Here is a 15,425-nt window from a genome sequence, read left to right as displayed (position 1 = left end):
GCTATCCACCCCCGAGCTTGGCGTTGATCGCCGCGCGGCCGATTTCCGAGGCGACCTTGCCGCCCGTCGCGGCCAGCCCGCGGTCGCCGCCGTTCTCGACGATCACGGCGACCGCGATCTTCGGGTCGTTCGCCGGGGCGAAGGCGGTGTACCACGCGTGCGGGGCAGTGTTCTTGGAGTCCGTGCCGTGCTCCGCGGTGCCGGTCTTCGACGCGATCTGGATGTCCGCGCGCTTGCCACCGCCCGCGGTGAAACCCTCGGAAGCGATCATCATGTCCTTGAGAATCGCCGCGTTCGACGCCGACAGCGCGGGGGTGCCAGTGAGTTCGGTCGGGCTGTAGTCCTCGATGGTCGACAGGTCCGGCGCCAGCACCGACTGCACCAGCTGCGGCTTCATCGCGATCCCGCCGTTGGCCACGGTGGCCGCGAGCAGGCAGTCCTGCAGCGGCGTGATCCGGACGTCGCGCTGGCCGATGCCGCTCTGGTAGAGCGCGCCCTGCGAGTCGAGCGGGCCGACCGTCGACGGGGCGACCTTCATCGGCACGGTCAGGTCGGTCTGCCCGATGCCGAAGTTCGCCGCCGTCTTCTTCATCTTGTCCGCGCCGAGCTGGCCGGCGAACTCCGCGAAGGGCACGTTGCACGAGTGCGCGAGCGCGTCCTTGAAGGTGTTGCCGGGGCACGCTTGGCCCGCGTAGTTCTCGAGCGTGATGCTCGTGTTCGGGAGCTTCGTGTTCGGCGCCGTGTTGACCTGGGTGTCCGGGCCCTTGCCGTCCTCGAGCGCGGCCGCCGCGGTGACCAGCTTGAACGTCGACCCCGGCGGGTAGGTCTCCGAGATCGCCCGGTTCAGCATGGGCTTGTTCGGGTCCTTGTTGTTCGCGTTCCAGGCGTCGGTCTGCGCCTTCGACGTGTGCTGGGCGAGCGCGTTCGGGTCGTACGACGGCGTCGAGACCATCGCCAGGATCCGGCCGGTGCTCGGCTCCATCGCGACGACAGCGCCGGTGTAGCCCTTCTGCGTCATCAGGTCGTACGCGGCCTTCTGCACGGCCGGGTCGATGGTCAGCCGGACGTTGCCACCGCTCGGGTCGCGGCCGGTGACCATGTCCGACAGCCGCCGCACGAACAGCCGCGGGTCGGAGCCGTTGAGGACGTCGTCCTCGGCGCGCTCCAGCCCGCCGGCGCCGTAGTTGATCGAGTAGTAGCCGGTGACCGGCGCGTACATCGGCCCGTCGGCGTAGGTCCGGATGTACTTGTACTTGTCGTTCGACGGGTTGATGCCGGCCAGCACCTCGCCGTTGGCCTGCGACACGATCTTGCCGCGCTGGCGGGCGAACTCGTCGTAGAGCACGCGCGCGTTGCGGGAGTCGGTGCGGTAGTCGTCGGCCTTCACCACCTGGATGTAGGTGGCGTTGGCCAGCAGCAGGACGACCATCACGAGCATCGCCATGCCGACCTTGCGGAGCGGGGTGTTCATGCCTGCGCGCCCCCGTCCGCCGGCGGGCGCTGCACGAGCACGGTGTGCGCCTCCGCGATCGGGGCCTGCGGCTGCTGCTGCGGCTTCGGGCGGGCGGCCGGCCTGCGGGCCGCGTCGGAGATGCGGAGCAGCAGCGCGACGAGGATGTAGTTCGCGAGCAGCGACGAACCACCCTTGGACAGGAACGGGGCGGTGATACCGGTCTCCGGGATGAGTTTCGTGACCCCGCCGACGACGACGAAGATCTGCATGACCATGGTGAACGCGAGGCCGCCGCCCAGCAGCTTGCCGAACGTGTCGCGCACGGCGAGCGCGCTCCGCATGCCGCGCATGGCGACCATCAGGTACAGCATCAGCACCGCGGCCAGCCCGATGAAGCCGAGCTCTTCGCCGATCGACGCGGTGATGAAGTCGGTGTTGGCCTCGGGCACCATGTCCGGCCGTCCGGCGCCGAGCCCGGTGCCGCCGACGCCGCCGGTGCCCAGCCCGAACAGGCCCTGCGCCAGCTGGTAACCGCCGCCCGCCTGGTCGTAGGTGGCCAGCGGGTCCAGCCAGTTCGCCACGCGCTGCTGGACGTGCGTGAAGAGGTTGTAGGCGATGATGCAGCCCACGGCGAAGAAGCTGAGGCCCAGGACGACCCAGATGACCCGCTCGGTCGCGACGTACAGCATCACCAGGATGACGCTGAAGAACAGCAGCGACGTGCCGAGGTCCTTCTCGAACACCAGGATGCCGATGCAGACGAACGCGGCGATCAGGATCGGGCCGAGGTCGCGGGCGCGCGGCAGCTCGACGCCGACGAGCTTCTTGCCCGCCACCATGAACAGGTCCCGCTTCGACACCAGGAACGAAGCGAAGAAGATCATCAGCAGGATCTTCGCGAACTCGCCCGGCTGGATCGAGAAGAACGGCAGCTTCAGCCACACCTTGGCGCCGTTGACCTCGGACAGGCTCGACGGCAGCAGCGCGGGCAGCGCCAGCGCGATGATCCCGATCAGGCCGGCGGTGTAGCCGTAGCGGGTCAGCGTTCGATGGTCGTTCACCACGATCAGTACCACGACGAAGAACACGAGCGAGATCACCGTGAACAGCACCTGCGCGGTGACCGCGGGCGTGTAGTCCTTGCCCTGCTGCGTGGCGCGCTCGGCCAAAGCCAGGTCGATCCGGTGGATCATCACCAGCCCGATGCCGTTCAGCAGCGCGACGCAGGGGAGCAGCACCGGGTCGGCGTACGGCGCCCACTTGCGGACCGCGAGGTGCGCCGCGGCGAAGATCGCCAGGTAGGCGAGCCCCAGCCAGATGATCGACCAGGTCAGCTCCTGCTCCTGGTTCGCTTCCACCAGGACCAGCGCGATGGTGACGATGAAGGTGGCGAACCCCAGCAGCACCAGCTCGGTGTTGCGGCGGGTCGGGACCTCGCGCGGCGGGTTCGTCTGGAACTGCGCGGCGAGCGGTTCGGCGGAACGCGCGACGGGCTGGCCCATCAGTTACCGCCTCCCGTCGTCGGTGCCGTCGAACTCGGCGTCGAGCAGTCCCTCCCCGCTGGCTGGTTCGCCGACGACGGGGCAGTCGAGCCGGCCGGAGCCGACGGAGTCGTCGTCGGCGTGACCGGAGGGGTCGGCGTCGTGGACGGCTGGCCGCCCGACGGCGCGCAGTTGTTCAGGCGCTTGCGCAGCTGCAGGAAGTCGTCGATGTACCTGCGGGCGTCATCGAGGCTGTCCTTCTTGACGCCGTTCTGCACCGCCAGCCGCGCGTCCTCCTGGAGCTGGTTGACGCGCAGCTTGTCCGTGCACACCTGGGTGGGCGGGCAGGACCCCTGCTCGTAGGCGTGCAGGTCGATGCCGAGAATGCTGCCGGGGACGCCGCGGTAGATCACGACCTCCCCGTCCGCTCCCTCGCCGACATAGTACTGACTCAGCACGAAGTAGCGGGTCGCGATGGCCGCCGCGGCGAGCACCACGAGGACCACCAGCGCGCCGGCCAGCCAGCGGAACCGCTTCCGGCGCTTGGCCTTCGGGTCTTCCCGAGGCTGCGGCAGCTCCGGGCGCGGCTGCGGCGGCGGCTGGGTCAGCGCTCTGGCCCGCGCCGCGGGCGAGTCGCCCTGGTGCCGTTCGTCGCTGCCGTCCCCGGCGGCGCCGCCCACGATGGGCGCGTCCTCGCCGAAGTCGACGTCGACGACGTCGGCGATGATCACCGTGACGTTGTCGGTGCCGCCGCCCTTGAGCGCCAGCTCGATCATCCGGTCCGCGCACTGCTGCGGGTCCGGGATCTGCACGGCCTCGGCCAGCGTCTCGTCGGAGACCATGCCGGACAGGCCGTCCGAGCAGATCAGGTACCGGTCACCGGAACGCGCCTCGCGCACGGTGAGGCTCGGCTCGACCTCGTGCCCGGTCAGCGCCTTCAGCAGCAGCGACCGCTGCGGGTGCACCGCCGCCTCTTCCGGCGTGATCCGGCCCTGTTCGAGCAGCTCGTTGACGAAGCTGTCGTCGCGCGTGATCTGCGCGAACTGGCCGCCGCGCAGCAGGTACGCGCGCGAGTCGCCGACGTGCACCAGCCCCAGCCGGGTGCCGGCGAACAGGACGGCGGTGAGCGTGGTGCCCATGCCGTCCAGGTCCGGATCCTGCGAGACGAGCTCGGCGATCGCGGCGTTGCCGTTCGCCACCGCCTCACGGAGTTGCGCGAGCAGGTCGTCGCCCGGCTCGTCGTCGTCGAGCGGGGCGAGGGACGCGATGACGACCTTGCTGGCCACTTCACCCGCCGCGTGGCCACCCATGCCGTCGGCGAGCGCGAGCAGGCGAGGGCCGGCGTACACGGAGTCCTGGTTGCTCGAACGCACCAGGCCCCGGTCGCTGCGGGCTGCGTAGCGGAGGACGAGAGTCATGGGCGAAGCTCGATCACCGTCTTGCCGATCCGGATGGGGACTCCGAGCGGGACCCGGAGGGGTGCAGTGACCTTAGCCCGGTCCAGATAGGTCCCGTTCGTCGAGCCCAGATCTTCCACGTACCAGTCCTCGCCGCGCTGGGCGATCCGGGCGTGCCGGGTCGACGCGTAGTCGTCGTCGAGCACCAGCGTCGAGTCGTCGGCCCGGCCGATCAGGATCGGCCTGCCGTCCAGCGCGATGCGCGTCCCCGCCAGCGCGCCGTGGGTGACGAGCAGCTGCTGCGGGGACTTGCTGTTGCGCGGCTTCTTCTCCTTCTTGCGCCCGAAGGTCGGCACCTGGACGCGCATGCCCGACGCCGCGTAGAGGTCCGAGCGCACGACTCGGAGCGCGGCGAACACGAAGAGCCAGAGCAGCACGAGGAAGCCCACCCTGGTGAGTTGTACGACCAGCTCTGGCACTTGGTGTGTCCGCTCCCGACTCGTCCGTGCAGCCGCGACGCGGGTACGCCGCGGTCCCCCCGCACGTCAATTCTGCGGGAACAGTATTCCGGGTCCCGAGTCAGCCCTGTGTACGGAACACCAGGGACGAATGGCCCACCCGGATGACGTCGCCGTCGGCGAGCTGCCAGGTCTGGACCGGGGTGCCGTTCACGGTCGTGCCGTTGGTCGAGCCGATGTCCGCGAGCGTGGCGCTCTGGCCGTCCCAGGTGATCTCCAGGTGACGGCGCGAGACACCGGTGTCCGGCAGGCGGAAGTCCGCGTCCTGGCCGCGGCCCACGACGTTCCCGCCCTGCTTCAGCGAGTACGTGCGGTTGGAGCCGTCGTCCAGCTGCAGGCTCGCCGCGAGCTGGCGGCCGGGCGCGGGCTGGCCGTAGCCGCCCTGCTGCTGGCCGTACGGGTCACCGGCCGGCTGGCCGTACGCCTGCTGCTGGCCGTACTGGTCGTAGCCGCCCTGCTGCTGGCCGCCGTACTGGTCGTAGCCACCGCCCTGGGGCTGGCCGTAGCCGCCCTGGTCGTAGCCGCCACCCTGGGGCTGGCCGTAGCCGCCCTGGTCGTAGCCGCCGCCTTGAGGCTGGCCGTACCCGCCCTGGTCGTAGCCGCCCTGCTGGGGCTGGCCGTAACCCTGGTCGTAGCCGCCGCCCTGGGGCTGGGCGTAGCCGGCCTGGTCGTACCCGCCCTGCTGCTGGCCGCCGTACTGGTCGTAACCACCACCGGCCGGCTGCTGTTGCTGCTGGCCGTACTGGTCGTATCCACCCTGCTGGCCGTAACCCTGGTCGTACCCGGGCTGCTGGCCACCCTGCTGTCCGTAGCCGTACTGGCCCTGCTGGCCGTACGGGTCACCCTGGTCGTATTGGCCGTAGCCGGGGGGCTGGCTCATTGCTGGGTCTCCTGCGTTGCTGGGTCGTGCCGACCGCGGTGAACCGGCGCCTGAGGGGCGGGCGTCGGGATCGACGGACGAACGGGTCTTGAACTGTCCAGTATGCAGCGCCTCGTTGCGCTCGAGTGATACGACGACGTCACCATAGGTGTCCAGGCCCTCCGCGGCGAGGTGTTCCGCCACCGCCTTGGCCAGGACCTGGGTGACGCGTTGCTCGTCACCGGCCATGCGCTCGTGGTCAGCCGTCCCCAAGGACACGATGTAGTGATTCGGGGCGAGCTGCCGACCGCCTGCCAGCTCACGAACGTTCTCCTCACTCTCCCGCTCCAGGGCGATCGCCACTTCCTGCGTGACGACGTTGCCACCGAACATGCGCGCGAAAGTGTTCCCCACCAGGTTCTCGAGTCGCCTGTCGAATCGTTCGGCGCGGCCCACCGGGGAAAACCTCCTCACACGTGTGCTTCCGCACCGATCCTATCCGGGTGAGCCAGCCTCTACACGGCCCCCGGTGAAAGCCGTTCAAACGACCTGCTAGTCTTCACATCGCTGCCGCAAGGAAGCACTCGGGCGAGTGGCGGAATGGCAGACGCGCACGGTTCAGGTCCGTGTGTCCGAAAGGACGTGAGGGTTCAACTCCCTCCTCGCCCACGCTGTTCAGGGCCCCGATCGCTAGCGCGATCGGGGCCCTTTCCCGTTGGCCTTATCTCGCCCGGGGGGCCGAGCCCCCCGGACCCCCCACGGTGCCTTCCCTCACCTTCCAGCGTGGTTCGGTGGTCTAGGTCACTTTTTCGCCCACGGCGAAGTTACGCCGTGTGGGTGGTGATCCAGCCCGCTATCACGTCCGCCCGGCTCGTCGTCTCGATGCCGGCGTGGGGGCAGCCCGGTCCGGTGGCCTCCAGGGCGACCAGTTCGGTGCCGGTGAAGTACGGGGCTCCCGAGTCGTACGTGCACGCGCTCGTCGTGATCTCCGGGGAGGCGCCGCGGACGCCGAGCGTCGTCGGGTCCACCTTCGCCACCGCCACCGTGCCCTGCTGCATCCGCGTCGCCGGCTTGGGGTCGGTGCCGGTCAGGCTGCCCCAGCCCGCCAGCGTCAGCTGCTGGCCCACCTTCGGGGCCGCGTGGTTCACCGCCAAGGGGGTCACCGCCGTCACCGGGGAGTCCAGGCGGACCAGCGCCACGTCGTTCTCCTTGGCCTGGAGGACCTCGGTCGCCTTGCGGGCGATGCCCGACTCGGTTTCCTCGTCGGTCAGGCCCAGCGTCACCGTCGTCGGGTACGGGATCTTGCCCGAGACGCGGTCGCGGTGGGCGTCGTGGAAGCAGTGGCCGGTCGTGAGGACCCAGGCGGGCGCGATCAGCGCGCCCGTGCAGTAACTGCTGTACGTCGAGCCGTCCGGGCGCGGGATCTTCGTCATCGAGAGCTTCGCGACGAACCCGTACTGCCCCGGTGGGACGTCGGAGCCGTGGGCGACGGCCCAGGCGGCGGGAGCGGTGGAGATGGTCAAAACAGCAGCGGCGAGCAGGGCGCGCAGGCGCATTCTTCCCCTTCGTCGAGTCGGTGGTCGACGTTCGACGTTAGGGCCGCCGCCGCGGGCGGGGAATTCCCTGGCCGGGCGTCACCCGGTGGTCCATCGGGTGACGCCCGGCCCGCGGGCTCAGTTCACGCCGACCAGGTCGACGACGAAGACGAGGGTCTCGGACGGCTCGATCGCGCCGGGCACGCCGCGCTCGCCGTAGGCCAGGTGCGGCGGGATGACCAGCTTGCGGCGGCCGCCGGTCTTCATCCCGGCGACACCCTGGTCCCAGCCCGGGATGACCTGGCCGACCCCGAGGCCGAAGCGCAGCGGCTCGCCGCGGTCCCAGGACGCGTCGAACTGTTCGCCGGTCGAGTGCGAGACACCGACGTAGTGCACGGTGACGGTCTTGCCCGCCGTGGCCTCCGGGCCGTCACCGACGGTGATGTCGGTGATTTCCAGGTCGGCCGGCGCGGGGCCGTCCGGGCGGTCGATGAGGGGCTTTTCCAAGGTCATGGGCCTCACCGTACCTATGCGTTGCACGCTGCGCCGATCGGACTACGCCCAAAGAGGGGAGAAACGCGAAAAGTCTTCACACTTCAGCTACTGCTCGGTAGCGTGCGCTTCGTCACTCTTCTGGACTGAGGGGAGCCCGGCATGCGACGACGCATCCGCGCCCTGACCGTTACGGCACTGGGGGCCCTCGTGGCCGGGCTCACCCAGGTCGCCGTCTCCGCGCCGGCCGCGGAGGCGGCCCTGTCACCCGACGACTACTGCGGCGGGCAGTGCAGCGACATCCTGCCGCCCGGCGAGAACGGCAACGCCACCCTCGCCGACATCCTCGCCCACAAGCTGCTCGGCACCCGCCCGGCGCACGCCGCCGACCAACTCGGCAAGTACGCCTCGCTGGCCGGCGGCTACAAGACGCTGACCACGAGCGCGATCAACCAGTACTTCAACGACTCGTCCTTCGGCGTCCCGGCCGACCAGGTGGCGAGCACGACGAAACCGCGCTCGGACGTCACGATCGTGCGTGACAAGGCTCTCGGCGTCCCGCACATCACCGGCACCACCCGCGCCGGCACCGAGTACGGCGCCGGGTACGCGGCCGCGCAGGACCGGCTGTGGCTGATGGACGTGCTGCGGCACGCCGCCCGCGGCCAGGTGACCTCGTTCGCCGGCGGCGCCGAAGCCAACCGCGAACTCGAGCAGCAGTTCTTCGCGAACGCGCCGTACACCGAAGCCGAGCTGCAGCAGCAGATCGACCGCACGGCCGCCAGCGGCCCGCGCGGCGCGCAGGGCCTCGCCGACGCGCAGGCCTACGTCGACGGCATCAACAAGTACATCAGCGACTCCTACAACGGCCGGTACTTCCCCGGCGAGTACGTGCTGACCGGGCACGTCGACTCGATCACCAACGCCGGGTCGATCGACCCGTTCAAGCTGACCGACCTGGTCGCGCTCGCCTCGCTGATCGGCGCCGAGTTCGGCGCGGGCGGCGGCGGCGAGGTGCAGAACGCCATCGCGAAGCTCGCGATGCAGGAGAAGTACGGCGTCGTGCAGGGCGAGAAGGTGTGGCAGAGCCTGCGCTCGGAGGACGACCCCGAGGCGGTCAAGACGCTGCACGACGGCCAGACCTTCCCGTACGGCAAGACGCCGGCCAATGCGGCCGGCCGGGCCATGCCGGACAAGAACTCGGTGACCCCGCAGCCGCTGGTGTTCGACCAGACCGGCTCGGCCGCCTCCGCCACGCCGTCCACTGTGGACGTCGCCGCGCCCGCCGAGCTCGAGCCGGCCCGCGGGATGTTCGACAACGGCGTGCTGCCGGCGAACATGCTGAGCGAGAAGCACGGCATGTCCAACGCGCTGCTCGTCTCCGGGGCCAAGACCGCCAGCGGCCACCCGGTCGCCGTGTTCGGGCCGCAGACCGGCTACTTCGCCCCGCAGCTGCTGCTGTTGCAGGAACTGCAGGGCCCGGGCATCAGCTCGCGCGGCGCCGCCTTCGCCGGGCTGAGCATGTACACGCTGCTGGGCCGCGGCCAGGACTACTCGTGGAGCGCGACGACGTCGGCGCAGGACATCGTCGACACCTACGCGCTGCAGCTGTGCGACCCCAACGGCGGCACGGCGACGAAGGACTCGAACTACTACACCTACCAGGGCAAGTGCGTCCCGATGGACACCGTCGAGGTCAAGAACGCCTGGAAGCCGACGGTGGCCGACGGCACCGCGGCGGGCTCGTACACCCTGCGCAGCTACCGCACCAAGTACGGGCCGGTGCAGAGCCGGGCGACCGTCGGCGGCAAGCCGGTGGCGTACGCGGCGCTGCGGTCGTCCTACTTCCACGAGGTCGACTCGCTGATCGGCTTCCAGGAGCTGAACGACCCGACCTTCGTCAAGTCCGCGGCGGACTTCCAGAAGGCCGCGGCCGACATCAACTTCACGTTCAACTGGTTCTACGCCGACTCGAAGGACATCGCCTACTTCAACTCCGGCGCCAACCCGGCCCGGCAGTCCGATGTGGACCCGAACATGCCGGTGTGGGGCGACCAGGGCCACGACTGGATCGGCTGGAACCCGGCGGGCAACGTCGCGACCTACACGCCGGCGTCGCAGCACCCGCAGTCGGTCAACCAGGACTACTACGTCAGCTGGAACAACGCGCAGGCCAACGGCTACGCGGCGGCCGGGGCGGACAAGTCCGCCGTGCACCGCGTCGACCTGCTCGACTCGCGCGTCAAGAAGCTGATCAGCAGCGGCACCAAGGTCACCCGGGTCAACCTGACCCAGGCGATGGCGGACGCGGCGCTGGCCGACCTGCGCGCCGAGCGCGTCCTGCCGCTGCTGCTGCAGGTGCTCGACAAGACGCCGACCACCGGCGCGGCCGCGGACGCCGAGGCGAAGCTCAAGACGTGGCTCGCGAACGGCCAGCTGCGCAAGGAGACGTCGGCCGGCAGCAAGACCTACGCCGACGCGGACGCGATCCGCATCTTCGACGCGTGGTGGCCGCTGCTCGTCCAGGCCGAGTTCAAGCCGGGCATGGGTGACAACGCCTACAACGCGATGACCGGCGTGCTCGGCATCAACGAAAGCCCGTCCGGCTGGCAGAACGGCAACGGCCAGCACACCGGCCAGCCGCACAAGGGCTCGTCGTTCCAGTTCGGCTGGTGGGGCTACGTCAGCAAGGACATCCGGCAGGTCCTCGGCCAGCCGGTGGCCGGCCCGCTGGCGCAGACGTTCTGCGGCGGCGGCGACGTCACCGCGTGCCGCCAGGCGCTGGTGGACTCGCTGACCACGGCCGCCGGCCAGTCCGCGAGCACCGTCTACCCGGGTGACGCGAACTGCTCGGCCGGCGACCAGTGGTGCGCCGACTCGATCGTCCAGAACCCGCTCGGCGGCATCACGCAGGACAAGATCAGCTGGCAGAACCGCCCGACGTTCCAGCAGGTCGTCGAGTACGCCGCCCACCGCGGCGACAACATCGCGAACCTGGCGGCGACGAAGACGGTCAGCGCCACGAGCGCCGAAACCGGCTTCTACAACTCGCCGGCGTCCAACGCGATCGACGGGAACGCCTCGACCCGCTGGGCCAGCGACTGGAGCGACGACCAGGCGATCACCGTCGACCTCGGCTCGGTCCAGCAGGTCTCGCGGGTCCTGCTCAGCTGGGAGGCCGCGTACGGCAAGAGCTACCGGATCCAGCTCTCCCCGGACGCGGTCAACTGGACGGACGCAGCAGTGGTGACCGACGGCGACGGCGGCCAGGACAACCTGGCGTTCGCGGCGACCCCGGCCCGCTTCGTCAAGATGCAGGGCGTCCAGCGCGGCACGAAGTACGGCTACTCGCTGTACGAGTTCGAGGTGTACGCGCACTGAAGAGCCCTGCCGCAGTGGTCGTGAGTGGTAAGGCGAGTTCTAACCCGCCTTACCACTCACGACCGGTGACCAGGGCATACCGTGAGGTGCATGGACGACTGGACGCCTCGCACCAAGGCCATCGCCGCCGGCCGGCCGCACGGACCCGGTGAGCCGCTGAACACGCCGCTCGTCGCCACCAGCACCTACCAGGCCGGTGGCGATTTCGCGTACGCGCGCGGGGACGGGACGCCGACCTGGCACGCCCTCGAGGAAGCCGTCGGGGCGCTCGAAGGCGGGGAGGCGACCGCCTTCGCGTCCGGCGTCGCCACCCTGTCCGCCGTCCTGGACCTGCTGCCGGTCGGGTCGCGGGTCGTCGTCCCGACCTTCAGCTACGCCGTCACGCGCGGGGTGCTGGCCCACGCGCAGAAGCTCGGCAAGCTCGCCGTCACCGAGCTCGACCCCACCGACACCGCCGCCTGGGTCGCCGAGGCGGCGACGTCCGACCTGGTCTGGCTGGAGTCGCCGACCAACCCGACCCTCGACGTGATGGACATCGAGACCATCGCGGCCGCCGCGCGTGGCCGGGTCGTCGTCGACAACACCTTCGCGACGCCGTTGCAGCAGCGGCCGCTCGAACTCGGTGCCGACGTCGTCGTGCACAGCGCGACCAAGCTCATCGGCGGGCACAGCGACCTGCTGCTCGGGATCACCGTGGCCAAGGACCCGGCCGTCGCGGCCGAGCTGCGCGGCGCGCGGACGCGGGTCGGGTCGACGCCGGGTGCCCTCGAAGCCTGGCTCGCCCTCCGGGGCCTGCGGACCATGCCCGTCCGGCTCGCGGAGCAGGCCCGCACCGCCGCGCTGCTGGCGGCCCGGCTCGGCGAGCACCCCGCGGTGCAGCGGGTGCGCTACCCGGGCTTCGGGATGATGGTCTCCTTCGACCTGGCCGACGCCGAGACGGCGGACCGCTTCTGCGCCTCGGTCCGGCTGATCCGGTCCGCGACCAGCCTCGGCGGCGTCGAAAGCCTGGTCGAGCGGCGGGCGTGGCTGGCGGGCGAGGAACGCGTCCCGCCCGGGCTGATCCGGTTCAGCGTCGGGCTGGAGGACCCGGAGGACCTCTGGCGCGACCTCGCGTTCGCCCTCACGGAGTAACGCGGGCGTACGAATCGTCGATAGTCGCGACATCGCAGGTCAACGGCAGTTGGAGGCATCGTGGGCAGAACGCTGGGCCGGGTCGCGGGGATCGTGTCCGCGGGTGCGCTGATCACCTTCGCCGCCGCGCCGGCCGCCCTTGCGCAGACCGAGACGGAGACGACCACGGCGTCCTCGCCCTCCGAGACGGCCCCCGGAACGACGACGGCCACCGAGACCACGACCCCGTCGACCCCGGTCACGACCACCGCGACCACTTCGGCGACAGCCACGACCGAGGTCACGCCGACCACCACCCCGAAGACCACCACGACGACCACGACCACGGAGGCGTCCGAGCCGCCGAAGGACGATTACCAGGACAACACCGGCGCGGGTTTCGTCGGCGTCGGCGGCGAAGGCGGCCTGACCATCAACTGCGCGGCCGGCGCACCGGGGAACGTGGCGACCCAGTACCTGAACGTCACCGGCGGCCCGGACCAGGACGGGGCCGACGGCCGGATCTGGCACTACTCCGTGCGCGTCGACCAGCTGCCGCCGGGCACGATCACCGGCAAGTTCAGCTGGACCTGCGCGGGCGTCGAGGGCAACGGCATCGTCGAGTTCGAGCAGGCGCCGCCGCCGGAGACGAGCACCAGCTCCGCGCCGACCAGCTCCGCGCCGACCAGCACCGTGTCGTCGAGCACCGCGCCCGTCACCACGGCCACCCCGGCCGCTTCCGGCAACGCCGCACCGAAGGCCCAGGTCAAGGTCGCGCCCAAGGGCGGGATCGAGACCGGCTTCGGCGGCACAGCCCGGTGAGGGTGCGCGGGGCGGCCGTCGCAGCCGTCCTCGCGGTGACGCTGGCCGGCTGCAGCTCCGCGGCGGAACCGCCCAAAGCGGCGCCGGTGCCCGCTTCGGTTCCGGTGACCGCGCCGTTCAAGGGCCTGCGGCCGACATCGGTGCAGATCCCCAAGATCGGCGCCGAATCCAGCCTGATCTCGGTGGGCCTGAAGACCGACGGCTCGATTTCCGTGCCGTCGGTGCACAAGCCCATGCAAGCCGCCTGGTACCAGCTCTCGCCGGTGCCGGGGGACGTCGGCCCGGCGGTCGTGCTCGGCCACGTCGACGGCGACAAGAAACCCGGCATCTTCTACAAGCTCAAGGACCTCGCGCCCGGCGACGAGGTCGACATCGACCGCAGCGACGGGAAGCGGCTGAAGTTCGTCGTCGACCGCGTCACCCAGGTCCCGAAGGACACGTTCCCGCGCGACGCCGTCTACGGCAACAGCGACAAGCCCGAGCTGCGGCTGATCACCTGCGGTGGCGCGTTCGACCACGCCGAGCACAGCTACAAGGACAACATCGTCGTCTACGCGAACCTAGCCGACGCCTGAGCCGGGGTACGGGAACTCCGGCTTCAACGTCGTCCCGGGGCACACCCAGCGCCGCATGCCCGCGTCGCAGACGGCGTAACCCCAGTTGATCAGCCGGTCCTGCAGCAACTCGGACATCCGGGCCAGCCGGGTGTTCGTGACGGCCAGCGCGCGGGTCGCCTCGATCGGCGCGGGCAGCGCGTCCGGCAGCTCGAAGTGCTCGATGTTGCTGTAGGTCGCCCAGTACGTCCCGGCGAACGTCTTGTCCTCGTAGGACTTCAGCAGCGAGCCGGTGCGCAGCTCCCGGACCTGGTTGTCCATCACGGTCAGCACGCGCAGGAGCTGCATCGGCCAGTTGTGCTTCGGCTTGCCCTCGTGCTTCATCTTCTTGCCCGCGTCGCTGACCAGGACGGTGGCCCGCTGGTTCTCGATGGGGTCCAGGCCGAGGTTGTCGTACACGCCCGCGTCGCTGAGCACGATCTTGCGGCCGGGCTGGTGCGGGTCGTCGATGACGACCGGGGAGAGCATCGGCGGGAACGCCGACGACGCGGCGACCGCGGTGGCCAGCGGGATCTGCCCGTGCGGGCCGCGTTGCCGGAAGAACCACCACAGCGAACCGTCCTGCAGGCTGGTCGCGGTGAACACGAAGTTCGGCCCGGCCGGATCCAGGTCCGCGAGGCAGCAGTCCCCGAAGAGCTGCTTCGCGTAGCGGCGCGCGAGTTCCTCGCCGGCGCTGCGCCACGGCATCACCATCGCCTTGAGCGTGACCGGGATGTCGAGGGTCGTGCGGGCCAGCTTCCGGATCGGCTGCACGACCTCCTTGCCGAAGTTCTCCGCGACGCCGTCGTCGCCGAACCACAGCTTGCTCCACGCGTGCGCCAGTACGCCCGCCGCGATCGAACCGCCGGAGACGCTGGAGACGGTGGTCAGCTTCGGCAGCCAGCCGAGCTCGTTCAGCCGCCAGAGCGCACCGGCGTGGAAGAGCATTGCGCGGTAGCCGCCGCCGGAGAGCGCGAGGCCGACGCCGTCCCGTTTCGCCGAGTCCACGCGGGCGAGTTTAGAGCTCCAGCAGCGGGGTGAGCAGCGGCCGTTGCCCGGCGGGGACGTATTCGGCGTAGTTGTCGTACAAAGCCTGTTTCGCCAGGTGTGCCGCGCCGCTGCCGTCGGCCGCGCGGATCGCGTCGAGCACCTCGGCGTGGTGCGCGAGCCACGCGCGCATCAGCGACGTCCGGTTGCTGGCGTGCTCGAGCTTGTCCTCGATCAGTTCCAGCACGACCCCGCGCACGACCTCCTCGCTGACCACCAGCAGCGGGTTCCGGGAGATGCGCGCGATCACCTCGTGGAAGGCGACATCGGCCCGGCTGAACTCGGCGTACCCGCGCGAGACGCCTTCGCGCATCGACTCCAAGGCCGCGTCGAGCCCGGTCAGGTCGGCGTCCGTGCGGAGCTCGGCCGCGAGCAGGTGGGCCGAGCCGTCCAGGATCATCCGGAACTGCAGGAGTTCCGCGAGCCCGACGTGTTCGGCGCGGGCGAGCCGGTGCATCGAGCGGTGCAACGCGGCGGGGGAGGCGGCCAGCACCTCCGGGCCACGCGGGTCGCCGGGCCGCGACCGGATCATCTCGGCCGCCTGCAGCACGCGCAGGGCTTCCCGGACCGTCGAGCGGCCGACGCCGAACTGCGTCATCAGCTCACGCTCGCTCGGCAGCCGTTCGCCCGGCTTGAGCGCGCCGCTCACCACGGCCTGCTCGATCTGCTCGACGACCCGCTCGTACGCGCGGACCGGGGCCACCGGTTCGAACCGCATCCCTTGACCTCGCCGTCCG

General features: G+C 70.5%; 13 protein-coding genes and 1 tRNA gene. 5 read left to right on the top strand and 9 right to left on the bottom strand.

Going from position 1 to position 15,425, the window contains the following annotated elements:
* Nucleotide 1 precedes the first annotated feature (1 nt).
* The 5 genes from OO60_RS06820 to OO60_RS06800 all read right to left on the bottom strand — a co-directional run bounded on the left by OO60_RS06820 (nt 2) and on the right by OO60_RS06800 (nt 6,164).
* Complete coding sequence (locus OO60_RS06820) at nt 2-1,471, bottom strand: peptidoglycan D,D-transpeptidase FtsI family protein (protein ID WP_003079012.1); 1,470 nt, start codon at nt 1,469-1,471, stop codon at nt 2-4.
* Nucleotides 1,468-2,955: an FtsW/RodA/SpoVE family cell cycle protein gene (locus tag OO60_RS06815; RefSeq protein WP_003079008.1), complete on the bottom strand. Its 1,488-nt coding sequence runs from the start codon at nt 2,953-2,955 to the stop codon at nt 1,468-1,470. Before OO60_RS06815 ends, OO60_RS06820 begins: the two co-directional genes overlap by 4 nt.
* Nucleotides 2,955-4,352, bottom strand: coding sequence for a PP2C family protein-serine/threonine phosphatase (locus OO60_RS06810; RefSeq protein WP_003079005.1), 1,398 nt, complete (start codon nt 4,350-4,352; stop codon nt 2,955-2,957). The genes OO60_RS06815 and OO60_RS06810 overlap by 1 nt, the downstream gene beginning before the upstream one ends.
* Nucleotides 4,349-4,810: an FHA domain-containing protein FhaB/FipA gene (locus tag OO60_RS06805; RefSeq protein WP_003079002.1), complete on the bottom strand. Its 462-nt coding sequence runs from the start codon at nt 4,808-4,810 to the stop codon at nt 4,349-4,351. Before OO60_RS06805 ends, OO60_RS06810 begins: the two co-directional genes overlap by 4 nt.
* A gap of 100 nt (nt 4,811-4,910) precedes the next feature.
* Complete coding sequence (locus OO60_RS06800; RefSeq protein ID WP_033261028.1) at nt 4,911-6,164, bottom strand: FHA domain-containing protein; 1,254 nt, start codon at nt 6,162-6,164, stop codon at nt 4,911-4,913.
* A 130-nt stretch (nt 6,165-6,294) separates the two neighbouring features.
* Here OO60_RS06800 and OO60_RS06795 point away from each other — a divergent pair.
* A tRNA-Leu gene (locus tag OO60_RS06795) sits at nt 6,295-6,377 on the top strand.
* A gap of 155 nt (nt 6,378-6,532) precedes the next feature.
* Here OO60_RS06795 and OO60_RS06790 read toward each other — a convergent pair.
* Nucleotides 6,533-7,264 (bottom strand): S1 family peptidase, encoded by a 732-nt coding sequence (locus OO60_RS06790; protein WP_003078995.1) that lies wholly within the window; start codon nt 7,262-7,264, stop codon nt 6,533-6,535.
* 117 nt (nt 7,265-7,381) lie between these two features.
* Nucleotides 7,382-7,756 (bottom strand): FKBP-type peptidyl-prolyl cis-trans isomerase, encoded by a 375-nt coding sequence (locus OO60_RS06785; RefSeq protein WP_003078991.1) that lies wholly within the window; start codon nt 7,754-7,756, stop codon nt 7,382-7,384.
* 141 nt (nt 7,757-7,897) lie between these two features.
* Between OO60_RS06785 and OO60_RS06780 the strand changes: the two genes are divergently transcribed.
* From OO60_RS06780 to OO60_RS06765, 4 genes are all read left to right on the top strand, one after another.
* Complete coding sequence (locus OO60_RS06780; protein WP_205624147.1) at nt 7,898-11,116, top strand: penicillin acylase family protein; 3,219 nt, start codon at nt 7,898-7,900, stop codon at nt 11,114-11,116.
* A gap of 90 nt (nt 11,117-11,206) precedes the next feature.
* Nucleotides 11,207-12,247 carry a trans-sulfuration enzyme family protein gene (locus OO60_RS06775; protein WP_003078986.1) on the top strand — a complete coding sequence of 347 codons (1,041 nt, stop codon included), beginning with the start codon at nt 11,207-11,209 and terminating at the stop codon, nt 12,245-12,247.
* Nucleotides 12,248-12,307: 60 nt separating this feature from the next.
* Nucleotides 12,308-13,048: a hypothetical protein gene (locus OO60_RS06770; RefSeq protein ID WP_003078983.1), complete on the top strand. Its 741-nt coding sequence runs from the start codon at nt 12,308-12,310 to the stop codon at nt 13,046-13,048.
* Nucleotides 13,049-13,050: 2 nt separating this feature from the next.
* Entirely contained in the window at nt 13,051-13,623 is a 573-nt protein-coding gene (locus tag OO60_RS06765; RefSeq protein WP_003078981.1) for a class F sortase, read from the top strand.
* On the opposite strand, the gene OO60_RS06760 is transcribed toward OO60_RS06765, so the two are convergent.
* Together OO60_RS06760 and OO60_RS06755 are read right to left on the bottom strand one after the other, a co-directional pair.
* Nucleotides 13,609-14,649: a patatin-like phospholipase family protein gene (locus OO60_RS06760; protein WP_003078978.1), complete on the bottom strand. Its 1,041-nt coding sequence runs from the start codon at nt 14,647-14,649 to the stop codon at nt 13,609-13,611. The genes OO60_RS06765 and OO60_RS06760 overlap by 15 nt on opposite strands.
* 10 nt (nt 14,650-14,659) lie before the next feature.
* Nucleotides 14,660-15,406 carry a FadR/GntR family transcriptional regulator gene (locus OO60_RS06755; RefSeq protein ID WP_003078974.1) on the bottom strand — a complete coding sequence of 249 codons (747 nt, stop codon included), beginning with the start codon at nt 15,404-15,406 and terminating at the stop codon, nt 14,660-14,662.
* Nucleotides 15,407-15,425: the final 19 nt, after the last annotated feature.

It is taken from the genome of Amycolatopsis vancoresmycina (assembly GCF_000716785.1).
Taxonomy (GTDB): Bacteria; Actinomycetota; Actinomycetes; order Mycobacteriales; family Pseudonocardiaceae; genus Amycolatopsis; species Amycolatopsis vancoresmycina.
This window is presented reverse-complemented; position numbering and strand designations above follow the sequence as displayed.

Coding starts and splice junctions, on each gene's coding strand:
- OO60_RS06785 (WP_003078991.1), bottom strand. CDS start 7,756: ATGACCTTGGAAAAGCCCCTCATCGACCGCCCGGACGGCCCCGCGCCG.
- OO60_RS06780 (WP_205624147.1), top strand. CDS start 7,898: ATGCGACGACGCATCCGCGCCCTGACCGTTACGGCACTGGGGGCCCTC.
- OO60_RS06820 (WP_003079012.1), bottom strand. CDS start 1,471: ATGAACACCCCGCTCCGCAAGGTCGGCATGGCGATGCTCGTGATGGTC.
- OO60_RS06775 (WP_003078986.1), top strand. CDS start 11,207: ATGGACGACTGGACGCCTCGCACCAAGGCCATCGCCGCCGGCCGGCCG.
- OO60_RS06810 (WP_003079005.1), bottom strand. CDS start 4,352: ATGACTCTCGTCCTCCGCTACGCAGCCCGCAGCGACCGGGGCCTGGTG.
- OO60_RS06755 (WP_003078974.1), bottom strand. CDS start 15,406: ATGCGGTTCGAACCGGTGGCCCCGGTCCGCGCGTACGAGCGGGTCGTC.
- OO60_RS06790 (WP_003078995.1), bottom strand. CDS start 7,264: ATGCGCCTGCGCGCCCTGCTCGCCGCTGCTGTTTTGACCATCTCCACC.
- OO60_RS06815 (WP_003079008.1), bottom strand. CDS start 2,955: ATGGGCCAGCCCGTCGCGCGTTCCGCCGAACCGCTCGCCGCGCAGTTC.